This is a genomic window from Bacillota bacterium (assembly GCA_023511455.1).
Taxonomy (GTDB): domain Bacteria; phylum Armatimonadota; class HRBIN16; order HRBIN16; family HRBIN16; genus HRBIN16.
Window position 1 is genome coordinate 205,129 of record JAIMBJ010000003.1, and the last position, 26,797, is coordinate 231,925.

Here is a 26,797-nt window from a genome sequence, read left to right on the forward strand (position 1 = left end):
CTTTCCCGTATGCTGGATTCAGTTTACATCTTGATAGGGAAGGAATGCAAGATGAGAGAGTGTGTTTTTGTCCTCTTATGCGAGCACGCGATACCGCAATAATCTTGCGATGCCCGGCAGCTCGCTGGCGCTGTATCGCGTTTTCTTCAGATACGCCTGCAGCACGTCGCGATACATCGCCTGCGCCAGCGGCTTCGGCAACACACGGCACAACGCCAGCCACATCCCACCCGAGAAGGGCATGTATTCGCTGCCATCTTCTCGACCCGAAACCTCGCCCGCGTAGGAGCCATCCTCACGCCGTACCTTGAGCAGCCACGTGTTGGCAAAGCGTTCCGCATCTGAACGGTTAAAGACGATGCCTTCCGCCACACACCGCACGGCGAAGTCTACGTTCAGGGCGGCGTGGGAGATGTCTTCGCTACCGCGCGCTTCGCCGTTCAGTTTATACCAGTATGCCCAGTCGTACACTCGCGGGTCGTCGGAGCGCAGGCGGTTGCGGAAAAAGCGGGCCAGCCGTTCTGCCTGCTCACGATAGCGTGGGTTGCCTGTTGCCCGCCACATCTCGAGCAGCACGCTGCCCATCGCGTTCTGCTGGTTCAGCGGCAGAGCGTCATTGAATCGGGGACTGTAGTAGTATCCTTCGCCAGACCCTGGTCCGTTGCGCCAGTAAGGCTGTGTATCGCGGATGCACTCTTCGATGCGTTCCCGATACGCCTGCGCTGTCGCGCCAAACTCGCGGCGCAAGAACGGGTCGCGGTTCACCAAACGCACGAACTCCGCCGGCGCCATGGTAATCATGCCCGTATGTACTATCCACACGTGCCATTCGCCCCTGGAGTATCTGGTGGAACCCCATCCTGCCAGCGGTTTGCCCGCGTGAACGTCGGCAACGCCCCGCACGTCGTCGCGGTTCTGCAACACGCGGTCGAAATGCTCTACCAGTTTGCGCAGGTAGAGACGGTCTCGCGTGGCGCGATACATCTCCATGTAAGCGAGTAAGATGTACGACTCTCCCCATGCCAGTTCACCGTTCTCGTTGAGCGACTCGGAGTAGCCTTTACCGTTGTGGATGGCGTGGTCGCTTTCGTCAAACAGCTCGCGCAGCCTTCGTGCGTCTATGCCCATCCTTTGCCTCCTGCCTGTTTTCGCCAGTATAGCAGTCCAAAAGGCGGACGTCAACGAGAGGAATACTCTTGTATTTCACAGAAAATGTAGGTAGGGGTTACGCATTTGAAAGACTTTTGTGAAGCTCGTGATATAAAGCGACATTCTCTGTCATTCTGAGCGAAGCGAAGAATCGCTGTTACGGCTCTGAGATGCTTCGCTGGCGCCCAGCATGACGGGACAATGTTTCCAGGGTCGCTGAAAAAGCATGGTCTGCTACGTGTTCATCGCAAGTGCGTAACTCCTGGCCGGATTCCGATGATAGGTACGCGACGAGAGGTGCAGCATGACCCATAAAGAGCGACTGCTGGCGGTGTTCCGGGGCGAGCGTCCTGACGTGATGCCCTGGTATGCCGACCTGACCTACTGGTATAACGCGGAGATGATAAAGGGCACCCTGCCGGAGAAATACCGCGGGGACGGCGTGGTGCAACTCTATAAAGACCTGAACACGGGCGCGCACGAGCACCTGCTCAACTGCCCCTGGCGCGCGCAATACGAGGATGTGCAGGTAAAGGTAGAGGAAGAGCGCGACGCCGATGGTAAACCCGTTCGCACACGCACCACATGGGTGACGCCGGTGGGGACTATCTCGCAGGTGCAGGAGTTTGAGCCGAACTCCTACTGCTGGGCATACCGGGAGTATCCCGTGAAGACGCCCAACGACCTGAAGGTGCTGCGCTTCATCTTCCAGCACACCCATCTGACGCCCGATTACACCGAGCAGCACCGTATCATCGACCTGTTTGGCGACTGGGGTGTAGCAGCTTCGATGCCCAACCGTACCCCGATGGCGAACCTGTTTGTCATCTGGATGGGGGTTACCAATGCGGTTTACGCCCTTGCAGACGCGCCGGAGGAGATAGAGGAGACCATTGAGGTGATGTCTGCTGCTGAGGACCAGATGTACGAGATTATCTGCAACGCGCCTGCGCCGCTGGTGTACTTCCCCGATAACATCACGGGGGAGGTGGTCAGCCCTCGCATCTTCCAGAAGTACTACGCGCCCTACTACCGCAAGCGCGCGGAGCAGCTGCACCGGGCGGGCAAATATATCTTCGTGCATATCGACGGCACTTTCAAGAACCTGCTGCCATACGTGGGACCGACGGGAGTAGACTGCGCGCAGTCGCTGACACCTGCGCCCGTAGGGGATGTGCCGCTGGAGGACTTCCGCCAGCTGGCGGGACCTGACCTGATTTTGTGGGGGGGAGTACCTGCTGCCTACTTCAGCCCGCTGTATAGCGAGCAGACCCTGCGCGACATCGTGCTGAAAGCGATACGACTGTACAAAGCCGACCCGCGTTTCATGCTGTGCGTGTGCGACCAGGTGCCACCCGATGGCATTATCGAGCGGGTGCGCCTGGTGAGCAACCTGGTGGAAGAGTACGGGCGCATTGAGTGAGCGTCACGCCGCGAGCAACTCCACCACCTTGTGCGCAATCTGGGGCAGGGGAAGCACGAACTCCGCCCCGCCGAGATGGATTGCCTCGCGCGGCATCCCGAAGACCACGCAGGTCTCTTCGTCCTGAGCAATGGTATGCGCCCCGGCGTCGCGCAGCTTTTTCAGACCACGTGCCCCATCCGCGCCCATGCCGGTCAGCAGCACGGCGACCGTCGCCGCACCGCTTGCCTGCAGCACCGAGTCGAACAGCGCATCCACCGACGGGCGGTGGCGATTGACAGGTTCGGTCTGCACCACTCTGGCGCGGAACTGCGAGCCGTTGGTGGTTACCTGTAAGTGATAGTCGCCGGGAGCCACATAAGCGTGCCCCGACTGAAGGGTATCGCCGTCTTCCGCTTCTTTGACGCGCACGGTGCACAGTTTGTCCAGCCGCTCGGCGAAGGAGCGGGTAAACACCGGAGGCATGTGTTGCACGATGACAATAGGCGGAACCTCCACAGGCAAGCCCTGCAGCACCTGCCGGATGGCTTCGGGACCTCCCGTCGATGCGCCGATGGCAATCAAACGGCTTGCCGCAGTGCCCCGCTGCGCAGGCGTCCTGGCTAGCGGTATCGGCGTGACGTGCGCAGCTGAGGGACGCACGCGGGCGCGCGCCGCCGCCTTTACCTTAGACGTTATTTCATGCGATAACGCTGCCATGCCGGTGAAGACGCTTTGCGTCGGCTTGGCAATGAAGTCCACCGCGCCCAGTTCCAGCGCCTTTAACGTGACCTCGCTGCCCTCGCGTGTGAGTGTGGAAATCATCACCACCGGCATGGGGTGCGAGCGCATGAGCTTCTGCAGGAAGGTGATGCCATCCATGCGCGGCATCTCCACATCCAGCGTCAGCACATCGGGTTTCAGCTGCACAATTTTATCATAGCCTTCAATGGGGTCGCTGGCAGTGCCGACGACCTCTATCTCTCCATCCCGCGCGAAAATATCCTTCAGTAATTGACGGATGACCACCGAGTCGTCGATAATCAAAACCCGCACCGGGCGATGCTCATCCATAGACGTTTCCTCCTGAGGGTGTTTACCGTCGAGAATTATCGGCAGTGAGGCAGGTCAGGGTGAAGGGGGAAATAGGGTGCGGCGACTGATAGACCGTTCCTTAAAGATTTTGCATCTGGAGGTGCGTCGAGAGTGAGGCATCGTGGTACGCTTCAAAAACCGAAAGCCAGATTGTCCAGAATGTATTTTGCCCGCGCCTCGCCAACCTCCTGATAGATTTCCAGCAGCTCTTCGTACACACCTTCTGTGCCCACCAGACTCCAGAACTCGTTGCCAATGAGTACTGCATCATCAAAAGGCATATAGTTTCTGGCGTATGTCCAGCGGTACTCTTCCCGAGTGCTTCCGTATGGATTGTATGCCATTGCGAAGTATGCAGATACCTGCGGAGCACGGTTCCCTGTCAGCAGATGTATTCGCAGTAGCCTCTGGGTAACCTCGAGGCATTGTCCCTTATTCGGCATCGGTGATTTAATTTCAAAGAACATTTGTGATCCGTCGTGCCGCTGCACCCACAGGTCGGCGACAACCTGCAGAGGTATCAGGTCATCCTGACGCTGTGACGCCAGTACGGTGTCCACCATGCCGTCCATCCGTGGTCGTTCTGAGGAAGCGTGTTCGAAAAGGCCTACCTGCTGCTCTATGGCTTGCAGGGAAGACTGGCTCACCTTGCCCTTGACGCGATGCCCCCGGCGTGCGTCCTTGTGAAATTGTAAAGCAATAAGACGAGCGCACTCCTCGAAAGTGGAGCCAAGTCGTGTGCTGAAACTGCGCTCAAACGCGCTGAGGCGTATGAGTTCGGCAGGTATGATCGCCTGATGAAACGGCTTCAATCTTCCCTCTGCCGACTGTTGTCTCAGATACTCGCGTACTGCTATCGAGGACGGCAGGAGTCGCTGCCGAGTCTCGTCCACCACATTAGTGATGAACGCCTCTAAGTAGCCCTGTATCCGGGCACGGGTTGTATCAGTGAGGACAGCCATCTGTTATGGGCTACGCCAGATAAAGATGGACTCGTAGAACTCGCTGGAGCGCCTTCCTGTTCGGCGGTTCACGTGCCGATGTAACACCGCTTCTACTCGCACCCCGACCATCTCCGCAATGCGACCATAAAGGTTATGTCGATCGTTTGCCACCACAACGAGCGGCGCTCCTGATGGGGTACATTTTAGGATGCGCTGAAAAACCGTTGCGATATCCTGAACGTACTGCTGCCTTGCCTTTTCGGACGCCCCGTTTGCCGCGGCGCCAATCTCGCAGTCGCGCAGGTCGCGCAGCCCGAGCAGGTGATAGGCATAGGCGTGCTGTTCATGATAGTCAATCAATCCCACATAGGGGGGACTGGTAATTACTCCGTCTACAGGAGGAAACTGTGCCGTACGGCTATCCGCGTGGGAGATGACCACTTCCGCATCGGTGCGTACCAGGGCGTATTGCCGAACACGGTGGATCGTATCGATACTATACCGTTTGAGAAACTTAAAGGCTTCGAGGGTGGGCTCACAGACGCGACGATGCTTGTGACACCAGTAGGGAGCCGTCACTGGCTGCTTCGGAAAGTCCAGGTCATAATGCGTGGTGAGCCTTGCGGAGCGTGCTGAGCGCGACAGAATAACGTATAACAAATCTTTATATTCATAGTCGCCCTGCTTTACAATATCACGATAGGTTAACAGCTCACGAAGTGCCTGCGGGGCGTACCACCGTTGGAGGTATTCACTGGTGGAAAACCCGTCCGTGTCGTAGATAGTGTCCTGCTGTTCCATCATCAAGGAAAGCTGGGTTGCATCCTGGGAACATGTTCGGCGATGTACTTTCTCGAGCACGTCCAGCACTTCCTTTTGCATCTGTTCGAGATGGTATCGGGTGGTTTTTGCCCGGCAGAGCATGACATTAAACGCGGAAACGTCGTAACCAACAGCATGGATACCCAGCTCATTCGCCTGCACGAGAGTGGTACCCGAGCCGCAAAAAGGGTCCATCACAGTTTGTCCCGCACGGAAGAACTTCCGCAGAAACACTTCCACCAGCTGGGGGATAAACTTTCCCAGATAGGGATGCAAGCGGTGCACGTGCTTGGTGCGGAGATGCTCCGGCAGGTCGCGTTCCCGCCAGTTCAAGTTGAGTGTTTCCAGCGGGGTTTCTGGCGTTACCGTCTCCGGACGAGTTGGCTCCGTATCCATCTGATGAATCACGCTTTAGTTTCTCCTCGTTGGCAAAAACTTCTCCTTCCTCTGATATTGTAACACACGAGGGTTCACCGTAACGCACACCAAGTTCTTCCGCCATCCACACACCGAGTAGAGCAGCATGGTTCGGCAGCGAACGCCTTCCTCTGGCTTCTGGTGCGTCATACGGGCTCGACCGTTTGTGCTGACGACGCTCGCCCGGGTCAGGTAGACATGCGTCACGGCTAATACTTACGAGTTCCGCTCGATGGTACTGCACGCGAACTGTGAGAACGGTCCGCTGGTACACTTGCCGCAGGCGAGGGCGGTAGTCTCGAAAATGGTTTCGGTCATCATCTGCGGTTTTTGATAAGCTTTGCGCGCTTTTCGGGAAGGCTGCTCTGTCTGTTTGCCATGCTGTTCCATGCTAGGTCACCCCCATTGCTTCTATTTCGTCTTCTGAGGTTGGGCGGTCCGACAGGAAAGCGATGCCCTTTTCGACCATTTCTTGCGCAAATGCCAGTACGTCGGGTAATGCCTCTTCGGGCGCGATTTCGTATGTTTGGCTCAGCTCCTGCGTGATCTGCCTCAGCGTGCGGCTGCCGTCCGCCATGCGCCAAATTTCGGTAGCCACCTCGTTCAGGTTGTGCAGCTCGCGCTCCTGCGGTGAGATGACCACTGCCTCTCCCTCGATGATACGCCACGCCAGAAACGGCGAGCGCACCAGGTAGTGCTCTGGCGTCACATTCGGTGTCGTCTCTGCCTGCGGCTCCATCTCCACACCTTTCGCAATCCGTGCATCACCTGGGGCATCCGTGTCTGCAGCAGTCCATAGAGCCACCATTTCCCACTGTACGGCGAGAACCGCTTGTTGCCTCGCCATACCGTGCGCACCGAACCCAGAACCTGTTCGCGCAGTACCTTTTCTTCGTCCTGCAGGGTGTCGCCGCGCAGGGTGATATGCCCGTTCTCTACGGACACCACGCGGTGGCAGCGCACTCCCCAGGGCGTGTTGACAAGTACAATCATGCCCGGCTTTATCTCCAGCGAAGGCGTAATTTCCAGCACATCCCCTCCCTGAACCACGGGCGACATGCTTTCGCCCTGTGCCTTCAGCCATACGGTTTCGCCTGTCTGGAGACGTGCTATCAGCTGAACGGTCTCCTCGCTCAACGGGCGGAATTCGGTTTCCGAGCCTTTCGCCATTGCCACATCGCCTCGCTTAACGGCACAATCTGTGCGCCGGGGTAGTAGGCTTGACAAATCTCCTCCGCTTTCTGTCCTGATTGGGCTCTCCCCGCCGCCCCCCACTGGCACAACCCATAGCCATGTCCTGAGCCACTGCCTTCGAAAACGATGGTGTTACCCTTGTCGATCCGCACGCTGAACAGGGTAGACGGCAGCAATAACCGACTGCGCAGTCGGGTGCCGCTAACATCCCGCGTTTGCTCGCCGCAGCGAATGCGCAGCGTGACCACCCGTCCGCTTGCGTCGGTTTGCGCGATTTGCACGTCTGCTTCACTGTTCGGCATGTCCTGCAAAGAATCCTTCTCACCCGCCGCCTGCCATACCTCCAGAAAGGTAAAAATTAGCGACCAGTAGTGCCCCGGATTGGCAAGACAGTAGTCTCTGCCCGAACTGTCGCGGTCGGGCGGGGGAGTACTGACACCGTTGGCGGGGGCAGGCTGTCCGCCACAGTCGGCAGTGTAAACACCGTCTACTGAAGACCCGTCCTTGACCAGGATAAGACCCGCGCTATTCTGCACCGCCAGCGTCGTGCTTTCTTTCTCGGCGGTAACGCCTCCGTAGACCTGACAGTGTGTGCTATCGCACACGTCTGCCCCGTCCGCTTCGTGCTTGTGACGGTTGCGTACGGTCCAGCTGCGTGCGGCAATAGCCTGCGCTTTTAACGCCTCTGACGGAAAGCTGGAAGGCATTTCCAGTGGAACAACGCCCAGCAGGTAATCCTCCAGTGGCAGTGTATTCACCACCTGCAGTTTGCCTTTACGTACGCGCAGAGTCAGTTTGCCCCGGTAGCTGCTTCCGGATTTGTCCTGTGCTCTGGAAAGGCTCAACGGCGCGTCACCTTCTATAGTCCACTCCTCCGCCTGCAGGCTTTTGTCCCTTAAGCGCAGGGTCACCAGTGTCGCGTCGCATTCTACTCTGACCGTTTCTCCTGCAGCCATGCGATGCGGTGCTCCTGCGCCGGTGATGCGCCATTCTGATTGGCTGGTGATGTACAGGGGGGTGCTTTGCCAGCGTGTCAGCCACACGCGCACCGGGGGATTGAAGGGTTGCTGCGCCTGCAACGCCGGGCAAAGGAGAAAAAAGAGTAAGTAAAGCGTTGACAGGAGGAACCACTTGCAGTAAGGGTGTTTCATCGTTGCCAGCTCCGTGAGAACCGTTCGCGTGCCCTGTCGGTAAGCAGCCACAGCGGGTCCTTTTGCAGGACAGGCAGTAACACCTCCCGCATCGCTCTCGCGTCAATCAACCGGCACAAAGCGTTACCCACCATTTCCTCCCGCATCGCGCCAGCCTCACGCAGTGGTTCATCCACCTTCGTGAAGTCGCGTTCCCAGCCCCACAGGTGCAGGCGGTTGCGCACCGCGATTTCGCGACCCTCCGCGTCTATGACAATGCCGTCCGTCCATTCGTCCTGCAGGTGGTATGGCACCTCTGCCAGCTCTTCCAGCGCGTGCAGGCTGGTATTGCTTTGCTGAGTGCAACCCAGTAAAAGGATGTACCCGCCGCTGTCCATCAGCTTCACATACGGGCTGCCCTCGCCGCAGGGGGTCTGGCAATGTTCGTGTCCTTGCGTATAAAAGTCGGCACGTGCGCCCAGTGCGGTTACGGAGTGGGTGGGATGCAGACTGCGCCGGACGCCCTCGCGACGGCGGAAAGCTTCGGGGATGATTCCAATCCATTTGGGGCAGGGGGTGCGGCGCACGTCCATACGCGGCGGGTTCTGGGGGGAATCCTGTGGTGAGCCGTTGAGTGCTGGCATCAGTATCGTGCCAGCGGGTGATACCGCCGCAAGCAGAGCATCGATGACGGTGTCCGCACCGCCTTCCACCCAGCCGATGCTGCTAAGCGAGGAGTGAACGAGCACATCCATCCCGCGCGGCAGGCCGAGACGGCGCAGCTCCTGCGTGAGGGTCTCTTTGTCGATGCCTATTTGCATCCGATACTCCTTGTATGCGTCTTGCAGCTCACCGACTGCAACTTCGACGTTGGGTAGGGCTGAGCCTGCAAAGGTTTTGTCAGAAGCATGCCGAAGCAGTGGCTCAGGCGATAGCATGGCTCATCGGCTCGCGATTCCCGCTTTCCTGCCCCTCAACTAATGGACGGTGCTCCGGCTGTTGAATTATCGTCCGACCATCTTCCAGCCGCAGCCAGGTTCGGAAGTCGCGCACGCCTTCTTGCAGTTCAATGACTCTGGCACCGCACGGGAACCCCTCTTTGCCATAACCGCCGTAGCCGCTGCATCTGCCGTAGCAAAGGCGGATGCCGTACAGTGTGCCCCAGAAGTCGTTGATATGGTCATGCCCGACGAACGTACCAATGACCTCACCCACCTCATGCAGTGCAGCAAAGAACCCCGTGTTGATTTTGGGGGCGCAGACGTCCTCGTGTTTCTGTCCGTAGCAGACCTGCGTGCGCCATACCTCATCATATTCGGGCAGCGGAATGTGAAAGAAGGCAAGCGCAGGAACACGCAATCGCTCCTCGTCGGTGATGCTCCATCGCCTGCGCACCTGCCGGGCAGTGCGTTCGTACCATGCAATCTGGTCACGGGTAATCCAGCCCCACCCGCCGATGTCGGTGGTGGCGTAACTGCTGGAATCGATGCCCCACAGGAACGCGGCAGGACGCTCGCCTTTGCGGTTCATCACGGGCAGGACGTAATTGCCAACGCCTGTGATGTTTCGCGGACCGCGTTTGCCCACAAAGTGGGCACAGCTCTCCATCACCCGCCAGAGTTCTTCGCGGCGCAGAGTGCTTTCGTCGTCGTGGTTGCCCATCACTGCTGTCCACGATAACCCCCTCTCCTCGATGGGGTGTACCAGTTGTCGCATTCCTCTATCGGCATCTTTGCAATCGGCTCCACCCAGCATGTCACCCGTCAGGAATACCAGGTCGGGTTGTTCGCTGTCCAGCACCGTTTCCATGAGCTGGCGTGTGAGGCGATCGCGCTCGTCGAAGTTTGTCCAGTGAGTATCGGTCAACTGTACGATTTTGAAGGTTTCTGTTCGGAAACGCAACGGCTCGGGCATCTTTGCTCCTCCATGTGAACCTGCTTTCCACCACATACGTCTTCCGTCTTCATTTTCCTGCAGGAACCGGACGGTGTGCATGAGAAAGGGATGTCATGGGCAAGCCTAATTTCTGGCATAAGACCATTCATGTCGCGCTGGTATGGGCGGCAGCGCAGGTGAGTCTCTTCTTTGTGCTTACGCGGCATTCCCCCCGAGACAACGCGGTGGCGATGATGGCAGGTGGTCTGTTCCTGCTGTGGTGTGTGCTGGGTGGATGGCTGATGTGGCGATATCGGCATCGATTCGCCGCTCTCGTACAGCGGTGGCGCTGGCGATGGCAGGTGAAATTCGTATTGCTATGCACCCTGTTTGCGCTGGTGGAGGAGGCGGTTACCACCAGCATGACCAACCTCGCGCCGGTGTTTGGGGTGCGCATTGGTGAAGCGTATATCACCGCTTCCACCAACTATCTGGACGTGGTGCTGGGGCACAGTGTGGTGGTGTTTGTGCCGATGTTTGTGTGCTGGGCGTGGATGTTGTCGCGCTGGGCGTTCGCGCCGAGGCAGGTCATGGTGCTGTTTGGCTGCACCGGCACGCTGGCGGAGGCGGGTTCTTTCGGCTGGCACAACCTGCTGGGATGGGGGTTCTGGTTAATGGTGTATGGTCTGATGGTCTATCTGCCCGCGTGTGCGGTGAAGGTGCATAGGGGTAGCCAGCCTCCGCGCTGGAAGCACTGCGTGATGGCGGTGCTGTTGCCGTTCCTGTTCGCCGCGCCGGTGGCAGGCATCGTGGGCTGGCTGCATCCGGTGAAGGTGCATTTTGCGGTGCAATAAAAGCTAGCTACGCATGGGTAGGTCTCGTGCCTGCCCACAGTGAAAGGGCAACCACAAGGGTTGCCGCTGCGGGGCGTCTTGCCTGCCACGTGCATCGCATTGCCCTTTGCAGCGGAGAACCCAATGCGCTGGGCATCCGATCGAGAAAATCCCTTTGCCATCGCACCAGGACCGGAGGGCGCATGGGAGTTATGACCGAAGCGGACGACGGGGCGGAATCATAAAAAAACTGGTGCCGACGGGGGGACTCGAACCCCCAAGCCCGTTCGGGCACTAGACCCTGAACCTAGCGTGTTTACCAATTTCACCACGTCGGCAACCATTCTATATATACAGCTTTTGCCCTGCGTTTGTCAAGGGGTGTGGCGCATAGTCCGCTTATGAATGCGAATGCAATCCTAACCCATCGTGCATATGCTGCTGCACGCGGTGGTATTTTTCTCCAGAGTGGCTGATGGGGTCTACATGGATAGTAACACTGCGCAGATACGGCAGGTCGTGCTGGAGCTGGTGCCGGACTTCTACCGCAATCGCATGTCCTTCGGCAACCGAGAGGTCAGAACTAACCGCCAGGTTGACTTCGGCATGTAGTTGGTGTCCTAACCAGCGCGCCCGCACATCTGTTACGTCCTTCACTCCTCGTACGTGTAAAGCCGCGTGCCAGATTTCATCGATCACTTCGGGGGCGACACCGTCCAGCAAGCGAGTGAAAACGGCTTTACCCGAATCCCACACGATGCGCCCGATGACAGCGGTGATAACCAGTCCAACGATAGGATCGGCGATGGGGTACCCCAGCCACACCCCTATTGCGCCGAGCAACACCCCTAAGCTGGTTAAGCCGTCGGTTCGGGCATGATATCCATCGGCTACCAGCGCAACGCTGTTGATGCGCCTGCCCACCCAAATGCGGTAGATGGCGACGAACTCGTTGCCAACGAAGCCGAGTAGCGAAGCGACCACCACAGCCCAAGGATTCTCGATAGGCTTGGGATGTAGAAGGCGGTCAACTGATTGGTAGCCAGCAACAACGCCGCTGAGCAAAATGGTTAGAACGATGATAACACCCGCAACGTCTTCCACGCGCCCATAGCCGTAGGAGAAACGACGAGATGGCGGACGCCGCGCTAGGGAAAATGCAACCCACAGAGGAATGGCGGTGGCCGCGTCGCCGAAGTTATGTATCGTATCGGCAAGCAGGGCGACACTGCCCGACAAGAAAACGACGACCATCTGGAACAAAGCAGTTACTCCCAGTGCAACCAGCGACCACTGCACAGCCCGGATGCCCTGCGCAGTGGTAAACAGCACGGGGTCTATCGCGCCGTGTGCATGCTGGTGTGTATGCCCGTGCATATGTTCATGCCTGTCGGATTGGCAGTGCGCGTGCCCTTGATCGGACATCGTTCTCCGCCCACAAAGCCGTCAACACTGATAGGAGTATACCATTACCAAATATTGTTTTCAATGGCTAGAACCAGGCCAGTAAAAGGTAACTTAAAGGTAACTTATTCCAGCGGTACCTCGTGCCGACTCAGGCTGTCCCCTTCGCGCGTGAGCACCGTCAGGGCTCGCACACCCTGTTCCAACAAGTACGCTCGCGCCTGCTCGAGTCCGAAACCGACCTGTTCCACGCGGTGGCTGTCGTCGCCCAAACAGAAGCCGATGCCCATCTGCTGCGCCAGCTGCACCAGCCACGGGGCGGGGTAGGGTTCGCTCAGCCCTTTGCGGTAGCCTGCAGTATTTATCTCCACGATGCCGCCTGTAGCGCGCACCGCCTGCAGAGCCTCTTCCGCCGCCCGTCGCACCGCCTCGGTTTCCTTTAAGCCGAAGTGCCGGCCGTGCAGCTTAATCAGGTCGAGGTGCGCCACCACCTCCGGCTGCAGGGCAGTAACCATCTCCGCCACCGTCTGATAGTAGCGTACCGCCAGCGGCTCCACACCGCCGCAGGCGTCGATGGCTTTCTGAAAGTCCTCCACGCTGCCGTCGATGGAGATTTCGTTCACGTAATGCACTGAGCCGACGATGTACTCGAAGGCATAGCGCCGACGGTAGTCCTGCATCAGCGAGACGTAAGAGGCGGCGGGTACGACCTCGATCTCAAACCCGCGCAGCACGACAAGACGGTCGGCGAACTCTTCCACCAGTGCAGGCAGGGTCTTCGCGTAGCGTTCAAAGTCGGCGAGCAGTTTGGGCACGTCCCAGCCCAGCGCGATTTCGTTTGGATATAAAAGGCGTTCTTCCACGCGCGGGGCGTGTTCGGTGACGCCGAAGGTATGGTAGCCTGCGGCGACCGCCGCCTCCAGCATCTCACGGAGGGAGGAGTAGGCATGGTCGCAATACTCGCGGCTGTGCCCTCCGTGCAGCGAAACCTTCCAGCGTGCTGCGTCTACCGGCATAGCTCCTGCCACAGCGCACGGTAGTAGCGCATGAAGCGCTCCGTATCCGCCACACTGCTCGTCTCCAGCCCCGGTATCTCGGCGAGGGTGTATCGGTCGTAGCCGATACCCTGGAGCAGGCTGAACAGCTCGCGCCATGGATAGCTGCTGGTCAGCTCGGTGATGTGACAGGAGCGGATGTACTGTTTCAACAGGTCGAAACTCTGCCGTACACTGCGGTCTTTCACATCGGTGGGGTTGGAGTTCCACGTGATGCCCACGCTGGGATGCCCACAGTGTTGCATGATACGGGCGATGTTGGGTGGCTCCTGTGTACCCTGACCATGCACCTCCAGCCAGATTTCCACGCCGTTGTCCGCACCAGCCTTACCGCACTCGATGAGTGCCTTGCCGATTTGCTCCAGCGTTTTCTCCACCGGCACGCCTTCGGGCAGGGCATTCGGACGAACCTTCACCCCTTTCGCACCGACATCCCGTGCCAGTTCGCAGAAGCGTTTACAGGTCTCAATGTTCTCGCGCACGACGGCGGGGTCTGGAGAGTGGAACTCACACACCGTGCCCAGCCCCCACAGTACGATGCCCGAATCCTCGAATAGTCGGCGCACCTCTTTGCGCCGGTCGGCATCGATATCGGGTTCCACACCGTGCGCATGGGTGGTACGCAACTCAACGGCGGCGAAACCGGTGGCTTTGCACCGCGCCAGGATGGTGGGCACGTCCCATGCCCGCGCCAGGTTGTAGGTCACCAGCCCCAGCTTGAAGGCAGGTGGGCGTGGCGCAGGTTGTGGTGCAGAACCGGAAGCAAACGCGGCGGCTCCAAACATCATCATGCTCCCCTGAATGAATTCGCGTCGATTCATGGTGGCTTCTCGCAGTGCGTACGTGTTATGATTCTATGGGGTCTAATTGGCGGGGCTGGAGGTAGACTCCTGCCGGAGGGGGAGCGAGATGGAAGAACATTTTGCCCTCTTTCATGAGGAGCAACGGTTCACGCAGTGGTGGGTCTGGCTGATTATACTGGTGGGGATAGCGCCTGCGTGGTACATCTGGTGGAAGCAGCTGCTATTGCGTCGGGTGTCGGGGTCAGACCCTGTATCTGAGTGGACGGCGTGGATAGTTTGGCTGGGGGCTGGCGTGCTGCTGCCGGTGTTCCTTGCTTCCATGCGGTTGGTGACTCAGGTCAGGCACGATGGCATATACCTTCGCTTTATTCCCTTCCATTGGCGCTGGGTGAGGATAGAGCCCGAGCGCATCAAGGGGGTACAGGCGCGCACCTATAGCCCGCTGCTGGAGTATGGCGGCTGGGGCATTCGTTACGGCGCGCGTGGGAAGGCGTATACCATATCAGGCAATCAGGGTGTAGAGCTGGAGTTTGCGAACGGTAGAACCCTGCTCATCGGCTCGCAACGGGCAGAGGAGCTGGCGGAAGCGATACGCGGCATATTAGCATGAAAGCGCCGGTGGGGTGAACCGGCGCTTCGTTTTCAGGGATGAGAGCCGCTTATAGTGCAATGACGTTTGCGGCTTGTGGACCTTTCGCGCCTTCCACGATTTCAAACTGCACGCGCTGTCCCTCGGTGAGGGTCTTGTGCCCGCGCATCTGGATCGCCGTGTAGTGCACGAACACGTCCTTGTCGCTGTCATCTGGCTTAATGAAGCCGTAGCCCTTGGCGTCATTAAACCATTTCACGGTACCGGTTTGCATTGCAACTTCCTCCTATCTCGTACCTCGCCCGGTGCTACGCTTTCCCAACCTCAATGGCGCGGGCGCGAACACGGGCAAAACCTGCGGCTGGTGCCGCATGACTTCCATCCTGTAGTTACTGCAAGAATCGTGCCAGAATCCTGCTTTTTGGGACTTTCTGCGCGAAAAAACCGTACGTCGTGCTACTCCGCCTCCGGATAAGAGCCCAGCACGGTCACATAAAGGCTTCTCTCTCGCAGCGCCGTCAGCGCCTTGGCGACGGGGGCATCCCTGATGTGTCCCTGAACGTCCACATAGAAGATATACTCGCCCGGCACAAGTTTGGTCGGGCGACTCTCGATCATGGTCATGTTCACGTTGTACATCTCGAACGCCGCCATCGCACGGAACAGCGCGCCCGGGCGGTTGTGTACCGAGAACAGTAGCGAGGTTTTATCTTTACCGGTCGGCTCGGGCTCATTGTAGCCGATAATCAGGAATCGGGTGCGGTTATGCGGGTTGTCTTCAATGTGTTCGCAGATGATGGGCACGTCATACATCTGCGCCGCAAGGGCGTTGGTGACCGCCGCGGATTCGGGGTCCTCTTTCGCCATCTCTGCCGCGCGAGCGGTGGTGGAGACTTCGACGATTTCAATGCCGGGTAAGTGCTGGCGCAGCCATTGTTTGCACTGCTCGCGGGGCTGTGCGCCTGTGTACACCCGCTTCACGTTCTCCAGAGTGGTGAGCGATACCAGATAGTAGGCAATAGGCACGTACAGCTCCGAACAGATTTTCAGGTTGGTGTGCACGAACTGATCTAAAGTTTCGGGGATGACGCCGGCCGTGGAGTTTTCCACCGGCACCACACCATAGTCCGCGCTCGAACGTTCCACCTCGTGGAAAACGTCCTGAATGGAGTCTACCGGCACGAACTCGCAGCTGGTGCCGAACTTGGTAACGCCTGCCTGGTGGCTGAAGGTGCCCGGTGGTCCCCAGTAAGCGATGACCAGAGGCTTCTCCAGAGCGCGCGCCGCGGAGATAATCTCCCGGAAGATGGCGCGCAGTTGCTGGTTGGAAAGCGGTCCCCTGTTGATCTGGCTCAGGCGACGGTATATCTGCTGTTCCCGTTCGGGCGTGAAGAACTGCGTGCGCGAGCGCATCTTCATCTTGCCAATCTGCTGTGCCAGCTCCGCCCGTCGGTTCAGCAGCTGCAGGATTTGCTCGTCTATCTGGTCAATCTCTTTACGGAGGTCGTGCAAAGTCACAGACACATCACCCCTGCGCGGATGTTTTGTTGGGGCAGATTTCGGTTTAAGGCTGCGCTAATCCTGCCTGAAGGAGGACTGAGCAGATGCAAAGGGGATGGTTCGCAAGGCGAAGCCCGGCGGAAAGGGTGGCGATGGATGAGATGAACGATGCGTGGGTGAAATGCAACGGGTGTCAGCAGATTCTGTTTGCCCGCGACTTCGAAAGGAACCTGAAGGTTTGTCCGCGCTGCGGACATCACCATCGGCTTTCTGCTCGCGAGCGCATCGCACTGCTGGCAGACCCGGACAGTTTTGTGGAGCGGGACGCCGAGGTGGTTTCCGCCGACCCGCTGGGCTTCCCCGAATATGCGGACAAACTGAGCAAAGGCAGGGCAAACTCGGGACTGCCGGAAGCGATGGTCAGTGGAACCTGCACGCTGTCGGGCATTCCGATTGTGCTGGCAGTGGCGGACTTCGCCTTCATGGGCGGCAGTATGGGCAGCGCGGTGGGTGAAAAAGTAGCACGGGCGATGGAATACGCCCTGGAACAGCGGCTTCCGATAGTGACCTGCTCCACATCTGGCGGGGCGCGGATGCAGGAAGGCTTGCTCTCGCTGATGCAGATGGCGAAGACCTGCGCAGCCGCGGCGCGACTGCATGAGGCGGGAATACCCTTTGTCAGTGTGCTGACCGACCCCACGATGGCAGGGGTGCTGGCAAGCTACGCTTCGGTGGGCGATGTGGTCATCGCCGAGCCGGGCGCGCTCATCGGGTTCGCCGGGCAAAGGGTGGCGCAACAGGCGCAAGTGGTGAAACCGCCGCCCAACTTCCAGACGGCGGAGTTCCAGCTGGAGCATGGCATGGTGGACATCGTGGTGCCGCGCAAGGAGCTGAAACACACGCTTCACAGGGTGCTTCGTTTTTTCACAGGGGGGTAGAAGAGGTGCGAACGGTTCTGGACTTCGAAAAGCCAATCGCCGAGCTGGACGCCAACATCGAGGCACTGAAGCGCATCACGGCGGAGCAGGGGATCGACAAAAGCGAGGAGATTGCCGCGCTCGAGCGAGACCGCGAGCGGCTGCTGCGAGAGATATTTCACAACCTGACGCCCTGGGACCGCACTTTGCTGGCACGCCATCCGCAGCGACCCTACACGCTGGACTATATCCGGGTGATTTTCGACGACTTCATCGAGCTGCACGGCGACCGGCAGTTCGGCGATGACGGTGCCATCATCGGGGGCATGGCATGGCTCAACGAGAAACCGGTGATGGTGATCGGACAGCAGAAGGGGCGCGACCTCAAGGAGCGTCAGCGACGTAACTTCGGCATGGCGAAGCCGGAGGGCTATCGGAAAGCGCTTCGGTTGATGCATCTGGCGGAAAAGTTCGGGCGGCCGGTGATTACTTTTGTGGACACCCCCGCTGCAGACCCGGGAGTGGAATCGGAGAGCCGGGGCATCAGCGAAGCCATCGCTCGCAACCTGCGCGAGATGATTGCCCTGAAAGTGCCCATCGTGTCGGTGGTCATCGGGGAGGGGGGTAGCGGCGGCGCGCTGGGCATTGCCGTTGCAGACCGCGTGTTGATGCAGGAATACGCTATCTACTCGGTCATCCCGCCCGAGGGCTGCGCGGCCATTCTGTGGCGCGACCCCAAGCGTGCTCCTGAGGCGGCAGAGGCATTGAAGCTCACCGCTCACGATGCGCTGCGCTTTGGCGTGGTGGACGAGGTGATTGAAGAGCCGCTGGGCGGGGCACATCGCGACCCGCTGGCGGCGGCACAGATTGTGAAGGAGGCGTTGCTCAGGCATTTGCCGCCACTGCAGAAGATGGCGGTGAGCAAACTGCGCGAAAGCCGTTACGAGCGGTATCGTAACCTGGGCGTTTGGCAAAGCGCTCTGGAGTAGCAAAAGAGCCGACGGCAACACCGTCGGCTCCACCTTCTGTTAACCTTCTCTACGTGTGCATCGCCTGAATCTGCGACCATAAGTTCTGGATACGCACATAGCAAGCGACATGTCCGTCACAGCTCGCAGGCAGAACGTCCTCTTTCTCTAACCGTATTACCCTGTCACTGCCTACCTGCCTGTACACGCCTGGAGCAACGCGCTCTCCCGCGAGGAAGAGCTCTTCTACAAACTGGTCGTTTTCCGGTCGCTGCCACATTGCTGGTGTCCCCCCTCGAATACAGTCACGTTGCAGCATGACCAGCATCTGGGAACGCGCTGCATGACTGTTCCCATGTTTCGTCTGCAGTTGGTCCCTTTCTGCGCGAACCGGAAAGCAACCAAAAACAGCAAGCGCAGAACGCCTGTGCGTTCCTGCTACCCGACTACGTATGGTATTGTAACAAACTTTGGTGTGAAAGTCAACTGTTCCACGCAGATTTTCAAAAAAATCTTACGAAACTCGTAATCTGGCGATTACGCTTTTGTCCAAACAGGCATGTTCGCGGTCGCGGCGTTGCCCGCAGGGTCGTATACGTACACGAACAGGCGGTACTTCCCTGCCGACTCCGGTAGCTGCACGACCGCGCGGTAACCTTCAGAAGACAGTATCGCGCCATCTATCGGCTGCACCGGCTCTTCGCGGTCACCGCCGACGTTGGGGTTGTCTGCCACATCTGGACGCAGTTCCCAGCGAATGGTCAGGGTGTCGCCATCAGGGTCATCTGCCTGCACCGTAGCGTGCACCTGTGCGCCCGCGTCAAGGATGGCGTACACACTCTGTCGGGTATTTTGATGCTCTACCCACAGGTTCTGGATGCGTGGGCAGCGGTTCGGGGGATACGAACCGCTCCAGAAATACTGCATCACCTCCACCGCTTCGGTAGGACTGCCGTCCTCCAGAAACATCCCGTACCACGTGTGCGTTTTCTCGTGATGGAAGCTCCAGTGAAACACGTATGCCCCCAGACATTGGGGACGATTCAAAACGGCGTGCTGGTAGGCGCGGCGGTAGAACTCCGCCTTGTGGGTGCTGCTATCCTCAATCGGCATTCCCCATGGCGTCTTGATAACCTGCCAGTGCCCACGCGGACCGAATTCGGTAACCACATACGGACGCGACCAGCGCAGCTGGCGCAGGTCTTCGGGCAGGGTCAGCATATCCTGATAGGCGTTGATGCCGATAGCATCCAGTGCGGGACACAGCTCGTCTATCTCCCATAACAGATGCCGGTAATCGCAGCCAACGGGCGTAATAACGGGATGCTTGCCGTCCACCTCGTGAATCATCTGCGCTGCTTCGTTAACCGCCTGCCACAGCGGAACGCGCTGTTCGGGTGTTGTCCATATCTCCAGCTCGTTGCCGATAGCCCACATCAGCAGGGCAGGGTGGTCTCTGAACCGCTGTACCGTCTGGCGCAGGTCGTCCAGCTGTCTGGCGACAGCGGTGCGGTCGGTGTAATCGAACCCCCAGCGCGGCTTGCCAAAGGGCAGGTTCGCCAGCACCGTCAGCCCAAGCGCATATGCTTGATCCAGGTCGTTCACGCTGGCACGGATGGAGTTGCCTCCTGCCTGTGCCAGCCGCTCCAGAAAACGGTTTCCCACTGCGCCCTTGATGAAGAACTCCTCCCCGTGGCGCAGAAGGGTGTAGCCGTGCGGTGTTTTCTGTATGGTGGTCATCTGCCTCCGCCTCCTGTCGGAACCTCGTGCCCACTGTAGCCCTCCGGTACAGGCGTGCGGGTCTCTCCAGCCACCAGCGTGCCAGTGACTCCTTCCGGCAGGAGCACTTCCACCTGCAGAGTCTTGCCATCGCGCTGGCAACGCACGGAGATTTCGCCGCGCGGATGCACCAGCCTGCCCTCCGCCCGGGTCAGATGACCCAGCTGCGGCTCAATCGTTACCTGTGCGAAGCTGGGCGCGGCGGGGCGGATGCCCAGAAGGCTGGCGTAGAAGTGAAAGACTGGATGCGCCCCCCACGCATGGCAGTCCGAGCGTGTGGGTTCGGGCGATTCGATGGTGGTCTTGAGGCCGTTTTGGGTCAGCCGGTACCACTCGTCCAGGCGTTGCAGAATCAGGTCCGGGCGTTTCAGCACGCGCAGGGTCTCGAACAGGTAATGCGAGAAGTAGATGGTGGTCTTTGCCAGGTTGTTCGATTGTGTCAGCGTCTGGGCGAGACGCGCCTGTCGCTCCGGCGGCAGGCAGCCGCTCAGGATGGCAAGGCATTGTGTGTGCTCCGAGAAGTGCTGGTGCGACAGGTCATCCGCGAACAGCCCCCGCTGCTCGTTCCAGAACGCGTTGACAGCCACTTCTGCCAGCCGGTCGCGCAGGCGTAGGGCGCGTTGTGCCAGTTCCGGCTCGCCGACCATGTTTTCCAGTTGCGCCCACAGGTTGAGCGTGTAGACCAGATGCCAGTGGTGCACGCCGGAGATTCCTTCGGTAGCCGGCGGGATGCCGTTGCGCCAGCTGCCTACCCAGTCGGCGTAGTTCCAGCCGTCGAGGCAGCGGAACAGTCCCTCCTGGCTGAGATGCGCGAGATGCGCTTCCATCACACTGCGCACGCCGGGCATCCTTTCCCGCACGAAGCGCAGGTCATCACGCCACATCGCGTAGTCGAACACCATTGCCACCCACCACAGCGAGAAGGGCGGGATGACCTGCTCCCAGCGGGATGGATAGCGCGACTGCGTGATGCCGATGTTAATGCGCGACGAGTCGAACATCAGCAGCGCCTTGCGCGGCAGGCGGTCATCGCGGGTGAGGGCGTAGGTCACCAGCACCTGCAGGCGCGTGTCGCCCACGTACATCAGCTGCTCGAAGAAGGGACAGTCCATATACGTCTCGTGGGCGCACATCTGCCAGGCACGTACACTGACGCGGGTGATGGGGGCGATACGCGGGTCGTCGGCAGTGAAGGTGCTTTCCGGTTCCATCGGGTAGCGTGTTTCCAGAAAGCGCAGGCTATCGATGGTCAAAGGCTCGTCCGCCGTGCGCACCACCACCTCCACATAACGTCCTGCCCGCCACCAGTGACTGTCGAACCGTCGTCCTCTGCCGCCATCGGTGACGAAGGTATCTCCGAAGCCATCCTTCAGGTGCCATACCATGCAGAAATACTTGCCGTCGATCTCGTCGCGGTTGCCCTTGACGCTGCCGCGCGGGTCTTCATACAACGCCTCCTGCCAGTGGATGCGCACCGACGCTCCTTTACCCCCGCTCAGCACCACCTCCGGATAGGCGCACACGTAGTCCTGCAGGTCGATGATCACCCGTCGCGCCGACTGCGGAGCGATGGTGAGAGCCGACTTTCCCTCCAGCAGGTGCTGCCAGCCCTCCGCCTCCCCGGCGAGATGTTCGGACAAGCGGATGGGGATTTGGGCGGTGCTGTCGGATTCGAGTTTTGCCACGAAACGCACCCGGGCGTTCTGCCATGCGCGCTCCATCATTGGAGGCAGGGTGGCGGGTTGCAGCACGTGTTCGGGCAGGCGGTCGCCGCGATGCATGGAGATGGCGGGCTGCAACGCCCGGGCGGGCAACCATCCCTCGCCTTCGCCGCGCTCGAAGCCCCATTCCACCAGATTGCCGTCCACGTGTAACGTCGCGCCGGTGAACCAGCCGCCAAACGCCGAGAAGGGGTTGAAGCCCCGCAACCGCTTCACCTCCCACCCGGCAACACCGGTTGCGAGCGCGTTGTCCCATTCGGGCTGCTGTGGGCAAAGCACGAAGCCCTGCGGGCGCAGGGTCATCTGGGCAATGGGAGCGAGCTCCCCCAACACCCACACCCGCGCTACCAGCACATGCTCGCCACGGGTGAGCGGCAGGTCGTAAGTCTCGAAGAACCAGTGATGACGGTCGCCGCGCTCGGGTCCCCTGCCGATGCGCTCACCGTCCAGATACAGCTCGTAGCGTTCATCGGCGGAGACGTGTATGCGTACCGTCTCCTCACGTTCCGCGCGGAAGCGGTTGCGGAAGGCGAGCACGTATGGCGGTTCAGGCGGTTCGGGATGGGCTATCCAGCGGGCTCGCCAGATGCCTCTCTCGTCCCAAGGGCGGTCTTTGGTCTGCTCCGCGAAGGGATATGCCTCAATAGAAACGCGCATGGCTGTCTCCTCACCCTCAATCCTTCACCGGTGTGATTTTAACCACTACCACATCGTGCGGGTCCACGGGTGCGCCGAAGAAGCGGGTGTACACGCCATAGTCCTCGCCGGTGATGACGTTCTGCACGCGGCAGGGGCGACGGTCATGAAGACCCAGCGACTCCCAGGGCGCGGTAATCACCCGTCGCCAATCCTTGTGGCGGTTGAACAGCCCCACAGCGATGGAACCGTCCGCCAGCGGTTTCATCCACGTCTCAAAGTGTTCCCACTCCTGTCCCACGCGGAAGCCCTGCCGCCCGAGCGGGTCCTGATTGATAGCAATCAACCCCTTGTGGGTCAGCAGCTGGTGGGTGAAGGTGTTCATGTGGCGCACATCGCACCCAATCATCAGCGGCGCGGCAAGCAGGCACCACAATGCAAAGTGTACGCGGTACTCGCTATCGGTACAGCCGCCCCGCGCCACGTTGCCCTTGCCGTACATGCCGACAACCAGCATGTCAGGGTCGTTCCAGTGGTCGGGACCGGCGTACGCCTCCAGACCGTTCTGGCTAAAGCCGATTTGCTCGATACTCTCCCACGAGTCGTTAATGTCGCCCGTGGTGCGCCACATGTGCCCGCCAACGCTGGCGCCCCACTTCCACGGCTCGTTAGTGCCCCACTCGCACAGGCTGAAAACGATAGGGCGTCCGGTGGCACGCAAAGCCTGTCCCATGCGCCGGTACAGCGAGGGCCCATCCACGCCTGCGGGCTTGTAGCAGAAGTCGTATTTCAAGAAGTCCACGCCCCACTCGGCGAAGGTCTGCGCATCGATCTCCTCATAGCCGTAGCTGGCAGGTTTGCCCGCGCAGGTGTGCGTGCCAGCGCACGAGTAGATGCCGAACTTCAGTCCCTTACTGTGCACGTAGTCCGCCAGCGCCTTCATGCCGCCGGGGAACTTTTTGGGGTCGGGGACAAGGCGTCCTTTTTCATCACGCTCATCTGCTTCCCAGAGGTCGTCAATCACCACGTAGGTATAACCCGCTTCCTTTAAGCCCGCTTCCACGAAGGTATCGGCGACCTGCCGAATCAGCTCCTCGTGGATATCTGCACCAAAGGTATTCCAGCTATTCCATCCCATTGGGGGTGTCGGTGCAAGCATCGTTTCTTCTCCTCGTTGCCACAGGATTATTGGTTGAGTTTGGTTTCGAAGCGGAATAGCGGATTACCTGCATCGAGAGTTGCTGAGGCGATCTTGTAGCGGGTGAACCTCTGATTGTCTGGCGGCTCGGCGGTAGCCTTACGCTATAAGGCACACGGCACGAACTCCATAGCGGAATCTATGACTCAGGTTGCCTGACGGACATCGTGGGCAGTGCGCTTGCCCCATAGCTGCCGCGCGGCACCGAGCGGATTGCATGCGCTGACCACGTAGCTCTCCAGCTGCCGGTACTCGGGGTGGACGCACTCGTACACTCCGTTCTGCTGGAAATCCGCTATCAGTTCGTCAAAGGTGCGCACCGCCAGCTGCGGATTCACAGGGTGTATCGCCTGCATGACCCAGCCGGAGGCGGTCGCCCAGTACGCGCCGTTTTGATAGCGGTCGCGCGGCACGGGGATGAGCAGTCGCTCCCAGTATTCACCACGATACAGGTGGCGCACCTGCCCTTTCCACATGTAATCTGCGTAGCGGTGCACCAGCGTCTGTTGCACCGTGCTTTTGCGTTTGCCCAGCGGGAAACCCACCGCGAGGGCGTAAGCATTGCCCCAGATATCCACCTGCCTGCAATCTACGCTGGCGGCAAGGAATGCGCCTGACCTCTCGTCCCAGAGCCGGTTCAGGTTCTGTTCGATACGCCGGGCGCGCTGAAGATACTCGTCTTCGCGACGCCTTTCGCCCAACTGCCGATGCCATCGCGCCATACGCCGGCACGCGGTCCAGTACAGCAGCGATTCCATCAGCAGCTCACCGGTCTTGCGTACCGTATCGGTGAAGCCGTAGGGCGAGTGGGGCTTCTCCGGGTTATTGAACACCAGCCCCTGCGGACTGCGAGGGACCCAATCCATACCTCTGTCCAGCGGAGGCGACCACTCGGCGAACAGCGCTTTACGTCTGGCTGTTGTGGCGCGCTGCAGAGCAACATCGGCGGCGATTACCAGAAACATGGGGTTATCCAGATTAGGCTCGCCGAGGGAGTTCTCTTCGGGTCCAGCCACATACACCGCCACGCCATCCGGGCGCACGCGGTCGGGTACTGCGCCGTCCTCCCGCTGCCCTTTGATCAGGTAGCGGATGCAGGCTTCGACATGCCCGATGGGCATCAGGTCAGCAGTGTGCTCCACCATGTAGGCGAAGTCGCGCGTCCACAGCGCGGCGTAGTTGCCCCGACCATCGGGGGTGTACAGCACCGTGCCGTCCCGCGCCGTAACCTGGCATCCCTGCAGGAGCTTGCGGGCGGTCTCGGTCAGGTAGTGTATTTTCTCAATGAGTTCGTCGGTCATTTGTCGGCTCGCGACAGGAAGTTTGCACCCTCTGCGAAACGCGGCGGCGTTTTGCCACGATGGAAGAGAGTGACATCCATTCCCTTCTCCAGAAGCTGGCGCGTCATCGCCGTGCTGATGAGCCCCGTCCCACTGATGAGGAGGATTCTCATGGAGAAAGGTTCTCCGGTTTCCCTATTGCATAGAGAAATTGCATAAATCTCGAAATTTTGAATAACTTATGTAATTCTGTCGTGAACGACCTCAAAGTCCTGATACAAGATATTGACTATCTTCCGAAACATTACCCTGTATGTTGTGTCCTATTTGCAGTAGACTCAGTAACAACCCGCTTGTCGATGTCGGGCATATTAACATATTCTTCGCTCATCATCACGTTGTTTACATAATTCCCAGCGTGCGCCTCGTCCCCGTTTTCCCTCTACGGGGCGTATTATCCCTTCTCGCCGCATCTCCTGGAGCAGGTTCATGATGAAGTTGCGTTTCTGGTCATTGTTGAGAACCTCCGAGAGTTTATCCATCAAAAGGTTTTCAATGTCCATTCGCGTTGCGACTCCAAACTGCACCAGATATTCCTGCACTAATCGCATGTAGTGCTTTTTGTCAAGCCTGCGCCGCTTGATATAATCTGCGCGCGTCTCAGTGGCTGCGGCTATACTGGCGGACACGAAAAGGTTCGGTCGCCGCCCTTCTATTAGTCTCTTTTTCTTCAGCATTTGGAATTCGTCGTCCGTGAGGGGCTTACCTTTCTGAACCTTGTCGAGGGCGATAACCTCCCAAAGGCTTAAATCGGTTCGCTCTATTAGCAGGCGGGTGTATCGCTCGTCCAGTACCCTGCCAAAGATGCGCACCGAGACGCGCTCTGGCTGGCTCAAGTCGTAATCGGGCATGGGGAAAAACCGCTCACGTTGCTTGTTAAATATGCGCTTTATTCCGCTTCCTATAGTATAGTATCGATCATATTGAAGTTCACCATCGCTTCGGCAAGCACGCGATTGCGATAGACGCTGGGTGGTGCATCTTGGCGAATGACAGCCTCTACGCTACCAGGCAGGAAACTACCCATGTTTGTAACGAGCAGGCTATCAGGCAACTCTACGATGTTGATGTGTCCCCCTTTCGTATAGTCCTGATGGGCGATGGCGTTATGCAATACCTCGCGGATAACCCACGGGTCATACTGCGTGAACTCTGTTGGAAAAAGAGTAGAATCAGGCAGGTAACGGTAGGTAACGTTCCGGATCTTGGCAAAAACTTTGTCCACGGCGAGCAGAATCGGTGGTTCGAAATGGGCGAAGTCCTGTTCTATACCCCGATCATCGCGCAAGATCCAGGAAATTCGTACCGCGGCAGGAGTCAAATGAGTTACGGATTCTGGCTTGCCTAACAGGATAATCGCTGCCCGAGTGACCCTACCATCATGCAGGACTTTTGCTTTGTGAAGAAAGGTCTCGTCACTCCATTGCGATGCTTCCGATAGCAGGTGCTGGTTTCTCCTTAGATACTGTTTGCGCGCGAAAGCGATCGCTTCCGTATCGAGGTCTTGCACAGAGGCAGAGGGACATTTTTCAGCTGACCAATCCTCGTACGTCGCGGAGCGCCGAATCTGATCGATTTGGTCCAGTCTGAGTGGCTCAAGTCGGTCATGCGAACGTCCATAGGCTATCCCGTCCCATGTCGTGGGAGTGCCGGGAATAGCAGGTGGTATCTCGAACATCAACACGCGCTTGCCGTCTACAAGTATATCGTGGATGTGTCGAAATGTCAGTCGGTGGTTCGTGTGTTGTGCAATCTGTTGCTTACGCTTCTCAAGCCCTGGCGGTTGATGGCAGTAGCCTGTACCCACCACCTGTCTTGGAGGGGTGTTGGTTACGCCGAAAATAAGCCACCCGGCGTCAACACCGTGCAAGCGCGCGGCATTGCTGAGTGCAGAAAAGTATCTACCCAGTTCGTTAAAGTCGAAATCGTTCTTTGCCTCTTTGAATTCTAACCATTCTGTTTCGAATGGCAGCGCTATAAGCTCTAACAGCTTCTCTTTCACCTTCCTCGCCTCTCTGTCTGTATC

General features: G+C 58.9%; 26 protein-coding genes, 1 tRNA gene and 1 pseudogene. 5 read left to right on the forward strand and 23 right to left on the reverse strand.

Annotated elements, in window-relative coordinates; genetic code table 11:
- Positions 1 to 75: 75 nt before the first annotated feature.
- The gene (locus K6U75_03415; protein MCL6474090.1) at positions 76 to 1,128 is read right to left on the reverse strand and encodes a hypothetical protein; all 1,053 of its coding nucleotides are present in this window, start codon (positions 1,126 to 1,128) and stop codon (positions 76 to 78) included.
- Between the two features lie 325 nt (positions 1,129 to 1,453).
- Here K6U75_03415 and K6U75_03420 point away from each other — a divergent pair, with 325 nt between their 5' ends.
- The gene (locus K6U75_03420) at positions 1,454 to 2,572 is read left to right on the forward strand and encodes a hypothetical protein (GenBank protein MCL6474091.1); all 1,119 of its coding nucleotides are present in this window, start codon (positions 1,454 to 1,456) and stop codon (positions 2,570 to 2,572) included.
- Between the two features lie 3 nt (positions 2,573 to 2,575).
- Here K6U75_03420 and K6U75_03425 read toward each other — a convergent pair whose 3' ends face one another.
- From K6U75_03425 to K6U75_03465, 9 genes are all read right to left on the reverse strand, one after another.
- Entirely contained in the window at positions 2,576 to 3,625 is a 1,050-nt protein-coding gene (locus K6U75_03425; GenBank protein ID MCL6474092.1) for a chemotaxis response regulator protein-glutamate methylesterase, read from the reverse strand.
- Positions 3,626 to 3,777: 152 nt separating this feature from the next.
- Entirely contained in the window at positions 3,778 to 4,608 is an 831-nt protein-coding gene (locus K6U75_03430) for a TdeIII family type II restriction endonuclease (GenBank protein MCL6474093.1), read from the reverse strand.
- A 3-nt stretch (positions 4,609 to 4,611) separates the two neighbouring features.
- Positions 4,612 to 5,808: a site-specific DNA-methyltransferase gene (locus K6U75_03435; protein ID MCL6474094.1), complete on the reverse strand. Its 1,197-nt coding sequence runs from the start codon at positions 5,806 to 5,808 to the stop codon at positions 4,612 to 4,614.
- 237 nt (positions 5,809 to 6,045) lie between these two features.
- Positions 6,046 to 6,219 (reverse strand): hypothetical protein, encoded by a 174-nt coding sequence (locus tag K6U75_03440; GenBank protein MCL6474095.1) that lies wholly within the window; start codon positions 6,217 to 6,219, stop codon positions 6,046 to 6,048.
- Position 6,220: 1 nt separating this feature from the next.
- Positions 6,221 to 6,568: a PqqD family protein gene (locus K6U75_03445; protein ID MCL6474096.1), complete on the reverse strand. Its 348-nt coding sequence runs from the start codon at positions 6,566 to 6,568 to the stop codon at positions 6,221 to 6,223.
- The gene (locus K6U75_03450) at positions 6,535 to 6,999 is read right to left on the reverse strand and encodes a S24/S26 family peptidase (protein ID MCL6474097.1); all 465 of its coding nucleotides are present in this window, start codon (positions 6,997 to 6,999) and stop codon (positions 6,535 to 6,537) included. The genes K6U75_03445 and K6U75_03450 overlap by 34 nt, the downstream gene beginning before the upstream one ends.
- Complete coding sequence (locus tag K6U75_03455; GenBank protein ID MCL6474098.1) at positions 6,963 to 8,174, reverse strand: SpoIID/LytB domain-containing protein; 1,212 nt, start codon at positions 8,172 to 8,174, stop codon at positions 6,963 to 6,965. Before K6U75_03455 ends, K6U75_03450 begins: the two co-directional genes overlap by 37 nt.
- Positions 8,171 to 8,974 (reverse strand): AAC(3) family N-acetyltransferase, encoded by an 804-nt coding sequence (locus K6U75_03460; protein ID MCL6474099.1) that lies wholly within the window; start codon positions 8,972 to 8,974, stop codon positions 8,171 to 8,173. Before K6U75_03460 ends, K6U75_03455 begins: the two co-directional genes overlap by 4 nt.
- A gap of 103 nt (positions 8,975 to 9,077) precedes the next feature.
- Positions 9,078 to 10,067: a metallophosphoesterase family protein gene (locus K6U75_03465; protein MCL6474100.1), complete on the reverse strand. Its 990-nt coding sequence runs from the start codon at positions 10,065 to 10,067 to the stop codon at positions 9,078 to 9,080.
- Positions 10,068 to 10,162: 95 nt separating this feature from the next.
- Between K6U75_03465 and K6U75_03470 the strand changes: the two genes are divergently transcribed.
- Complete coding sequence (locus tag K6U75_03470; protein ID MCL6474101.1) at positions 10,163 to 10,882, forward strand: hypothetical protein; 720 nt, start codon at positions 10,163 to 10,165, stop codon at positions 10,880 to 10,882.
- Positions 10,883 to 11,112: 230 nt separating this feature from the next.
- On the opposite strand, the gene K6U75_03475 is transcribed toward K6U75_03470, so the two are convergent.
- The 4 genes from K6U75_03475 to K6U75_03490 all read right to left on the reverse strand — a co-directional run bounded on the left by K6U75_03475 (position 11,113) and on the right by K6U75_03490 (position 14,105).
- Positions 11,113 to 11,199 (reverse strand) — tRNA-Leu (locus K6U75_03475).
- A gap of 61 nt (positions 11,200 to 11,260) precedes the next feature.
- Positions 11,261 to 12,286, reverse strand: a complete 1,026-nt coding sequence (locus tag K6U75_03480) for a cation diffusion facilitator family transporter (protein MCL6474102.1) — start codon at positions 12,284 to 12,286, stop codon at positions 11,261 to 11,263.
- Between the two features lie 104 nt (positions 12,287 to 12,390).
- Complete coding sequence (locus K6U75_03485; protein MCL6474103.1) at positions 12,391 to 13,281, reverse strand: histidinol-phosphatase; 891 nt, start codon at positions 13,279 to 13,281, stop codon at positions 12,391 to 12,393.
- Positions 13,272 to 14,105 carry a sugar phosphate isomerase/epimerase gene (locus tag K6U75_03490; protein ID MCL6474104.1) on the reverse strand — a complete coding sequence of 278 codons (834 nt, stop codon included), beginning with the start codon at positions 14,103 to 14,105 and terminating at the stop codon, positions 13,272 to 13,274. The genes K6U75_03485 and K6U75_03490 overlap by 10 nt, the downstream gene beginning before the upstream one ends.
- A 124-nt stretch (positions 14,106 to 14,229) precedes the next feature.
- On the opposite strand from K6U75_03490, the gene K6U75_03495 reads away from it, so the two are divergent.
- The gene (locus tag K6U75_03495; protein ID MCL6474105.1) at positions 14,230 to 14,733 is read left to right on the forward strand and encodes a DUF6141 family protein; all 504 of its coding nucleotides are present in this window, start codon (positions 14,230 to 14,232) and stop codon (positions 14,731 to 14,733) included.
- A 49-nt stretch (positions 14,734 to 14,782) separates the two neighbouring features.
- On the opposite strand, the gene K6U75_03500 is transcribed toward K6U75_03495, so the two are convergent.
- Positions 14,783 to 14,986, reverse strand: coding sequence for a cold-shock protein (locus K6U75_03500; protein MCL6474106.1), 204 nt, complete (start codon positions 14,984 to 14,986; stop codon positions 14,783 to 14,785).
- Between the two features lie 182 nt (positions 14,987 to 15,168).
- Positions 15,169 to 16,230 carry a prephenate dehydratase gene (pheA, locus tag K6U75_03505; protein ID MCL6474107.1) on the reverse strand — a complete coding sequence of 354 codons (1,062 nt, stop codon included), beginning with the start codon at positions 16,228 to 16,230 and terminating at the stop codon, positions 15,169 to 15,171.
- Between the two features lie 86 nt (positions 16,231 to 16,316).
- On the opposite strand from pheA, the gene accD reads away from it, so the two are divergent.
- The gene (gene accD / locus K6U75_03510) at positions 16,317 to 17,150 is read left to right on the forward strand and encodes an acetyl-CoA carboxylase, carboxyltransferase subunit beta (protein ID MCL6474108.1); all 834 of its coding nucleotides are present in this window, start codon (positions 16,317 to 16,319) and stop codon (positions 17,148 to 17,150) included.
- A 5-nt stretch (positions 17,151 to 17,155) separates the two neighbouring features.
- Positions 17,156 to 18,118: an acetyl-CoA carboxylase carboxyltransferase subunit alpha gene (locus tag K6U75_03515; protein MCL6474109.1), complete on the forward strand. Its 963-nt coding sequence runs from the start codon at positions 17,156 to 17,158 to the stop codon at positions 18,116 to 18,118.
- 49 nt (positions 18,119 to 18,167) lie between these two features.
- Here the strand turns inward: K6U75_03515 and K6U75_03520 are convergent, their stop codons facing one another.
- The 7 genes and pseudogenes from K6U75_03520 to K6U75_03550 all read right to left on the reverse strand — a co-directional run bounded on the left by K6U75_03520 (position 18,168) and on the right by K6U75_03550 (position 26,773).
- Complete coding sequence (locus K6U75_03520) at positions 18,168 to 18,377, reverse strand: hypothetical protein (GenBank protein ID MCL6474110.1); 210 nt, start codon at positions 18,375 to 18,377, stop codon at positions 18,168 to 18,170.
- A gap of 257 nt (positions 18,378 to 18,634) precedes the next feature.
- The gene (locus tag K6U75_03525) at positions 18,635 to 19,837 is read right to left on the reverse strand and encodes a hypothetical protein (protein ID MCL6474111.1); all 1,203 of its coding nucleotides are present in this window, start codon (positions 19,835 to 19,837) and stop codon (positions 18,635 to 18,637) included.
- Positions 19,834 to 22,254 (reverse strand): alpha-L-rhamnosidase, encoded by a 2,421-nt coding sequence (locus tag K6U75_03530; GenBank protein ID MCL6474112.1) that lies wholly within the window; start codon positions 22,252 to 22,254, stop codon positions 19,834 to 19,836. Before K6U75_03530 ends, K6U75_03525 begins: the two co-directional genes overlap by 4 nt.
- A gap of 16 nt (positions 22,255 to 22,270) precedes the next feature.
- A complete protein-coding gene (locus K6U75_03535; GenBank protein ID MCL6474113.1) occupies positions 22,271 to 23,392 on the reverse strand; it encodes a glycoside hydrolase family 27 protein in 1,122 nt (373 codons plus the stop codon).
- A 185-nt stretch (positions 23,393 to 23,577) separates the two neighbouring features.
- Positions 23,578 to 24,732: a hypothetical protein gene (locus K6U75_03540; GenBank protein MCL6474114.1), complete on the reverse strand. Its 1,155-nt coding sequence runs from the start codon at positions 24,730 to 24,732 to the stop codon at positions 23,578 to 23,580.
- Positions 24,729 to 24,884 carry a hypothetical protein gene (locus K6U75_03545; GenBank protein MCL6474115.1) on the reverse strand — a complete coding sequence of 52 codons (156 nt, stop codon included), beginning with the start codon at positions 24,882 to 24,884 and terminating at the stop codon, positions 24,729 to 24,731. Before K6U75_03545 ends, K6U75_03540 begins: the two co-directional genes overlap by 4 nt.
- Positions 24,885 to 25,082: 198 nt before the next feature.
- Positions 25,083 to 26,773, reverse strand: a pseudogene (locus tag K6U75_03550) (transcriptional regulator).
- Positions 26,774 to 26,797 lie beyond the last annotated feature (24 nt).

Bases quoted from the DNA above. Each gene is read 5' to 3' on its own strand.
- K6U75_03415 (MCL6474090.1), bottom strand. From the start codon at position 1,128: ATGGGCATAGACGCACGAAGGCTGCGCGAGCTGTTTGACGAAAGCGAC.
- K6U75_03420 (MCL6474091.1), top strand. From the start codon at position 1,454: ATGACCCATAAAGAGCGACTGCTGGCGGTGTTCCGGGGCGAGCGTCCT.
- K6U75_03425 (MCL6474092.1), bottom strand. From the start codon at position 3,625: ATGGATGAGCATCGCCCGGTGCGGGTTTTGATTATCGACGACTCGGTG.
- K6U75_03430 (MCL6474093.1), bottom strand. From the start codon at position 4,608: ATGGCTGTCCTCACTGATACAACCCGTGCCCGGATACAGGGCTACTTA.
- K6U75_03435 (MCL6474094.1), bottom strand. From the start codon at position 5,808: ATGGATACGGAGCCAACTCGTCCGGAGACGGTAACGCCAGAAACCCCG.
- K6U75_03440 (MCL6474095.1), bottom strand. From the start codon at position 6,219: ATGGAACAGCATGGCAAACAGACAGAGCAGCCTTCCCGAAAAGCGCGC.
- K6U75_03445 (MCL6474096.1), bottom strand. From the start codon at position 6,568: ATGGAGCCGCAGGCAGAGACGACACCGAATGTGACGCCAGAGCACTAC.
- K6U75_03450 (MCL6474097.1), bottom strand. From the start codon at position 6,999: ATGGCGAAAGGCTCGGAAACCGAATTCCGCCCGTTGAGCGAGGAGACC.
- K6U75_03455 (MCL6474098.1), bottom strand. From the start codon at position 8,174: ATGAAACACCCTTACTGCAAGTGGTTCCTCCTGTCAACGCTTTACTTA.
- K6U75_03460 (MCL6474099.1), bottom strand. From the start codon at position 8,974: ATGCAAATAGGCATCGACAAAGAGACCCTCACGCAGGAGCTGCGCCGT.
- K6U75_03465 (MCL6474100.1), bottom strand. From the start codon at position 10,067: ATGCCCGAGCCGTTGCGTTTCCGAACAGAAACCTTCAAAATCGTACAG.
- K6U75_03470 (MCL6474101.1), top strand. From the start codon at position 10,163: ATGGGCAAGCCTAATTTCTGGCATAAGACCATTCATGTCGCGCTGGTA.
- K6U75_03480 (MCL6474102.1), bottom strand. From the start codon at position 12,286: ATGTCCGATCAAGGGCACGCGCACTGCCAATCCGACAGGCATGAACAT.
- K6U75_03485 (MCL6474103.1), bottom strand. From the start codon at position 13,281: ATGCCGGTAGACGCAGCACGCTGGAAGGTTTCGCTGCACGGAGGGCAC.
- K6U75_03490 (MCL6474104.1), bottom strand. From the start codon at position 14,105: ATGTTTGGAGCCGCCGCGTTTGCTTCCGGTTCTGCACCACAACCTGCG.
- K6U75_03495 (MCL6474105.1), top strand. From the start codon at position 14,230: ATGGAAGAACATTTTGCCCTCTTTCATGAGGAGCAACGGTTCACGCAG.
- K6U75_03500 (MCL6474106.1), bottom strand. From the start codon at position 14,986: ATGCAAACCGGTACCGTGAAATGGTTTAATGACGCCAAGGGCTACGGC.
- accD (MCL6474108.1), top strand. From the start codon at position 16,317: ATGCAAAGGGGATGGTTCGCAAGGCGAAGCCCGGCGGAAAGGGTGGCG.
- K6U75_03520 (MCL6474110.1), bottom strand. From the start codon at position 18,377: ATGTGGCAGCGACCGGAAAACGACCAGTTTGTAGAAGAGCTCTTCCTC.
- K6U75_03525 (MCL6474111.1), bottom strand. From the start codon at position 19,837: ATGACCACCATACAGAAAACACCGCACGGCTACACCCTTCTGCGCCAC.
- K6U75_03530 (MCL6474112.1), bottom strand. From the start codon at position 22,254: ATGCGCGTTTCTATTGAGGCATATCCCTTCGCGGAGCAGACCAAAGAC.
- K6U75_03535 (MCL6474113.1), bottom strand. From the start codon at position 23,392: ATGCTTGCACCGACACCCCCAATGGGATGGAATAGCTGGAATACCTTT.
- K6U75_03540 (MCL6474114.1), bottom strand. From the start codon at position 24,732: ATGACCGACGAACTCATTGAGAAAATACACTACCTGACCGAGACCGCC.
- K6U75_03545 (MCL6474115.1), bottom strand. From the start codon at position 24,884: ATGAGAATCCTCCTCATCAGTGGGACGGGGCTCATCAGCACGGCGATG.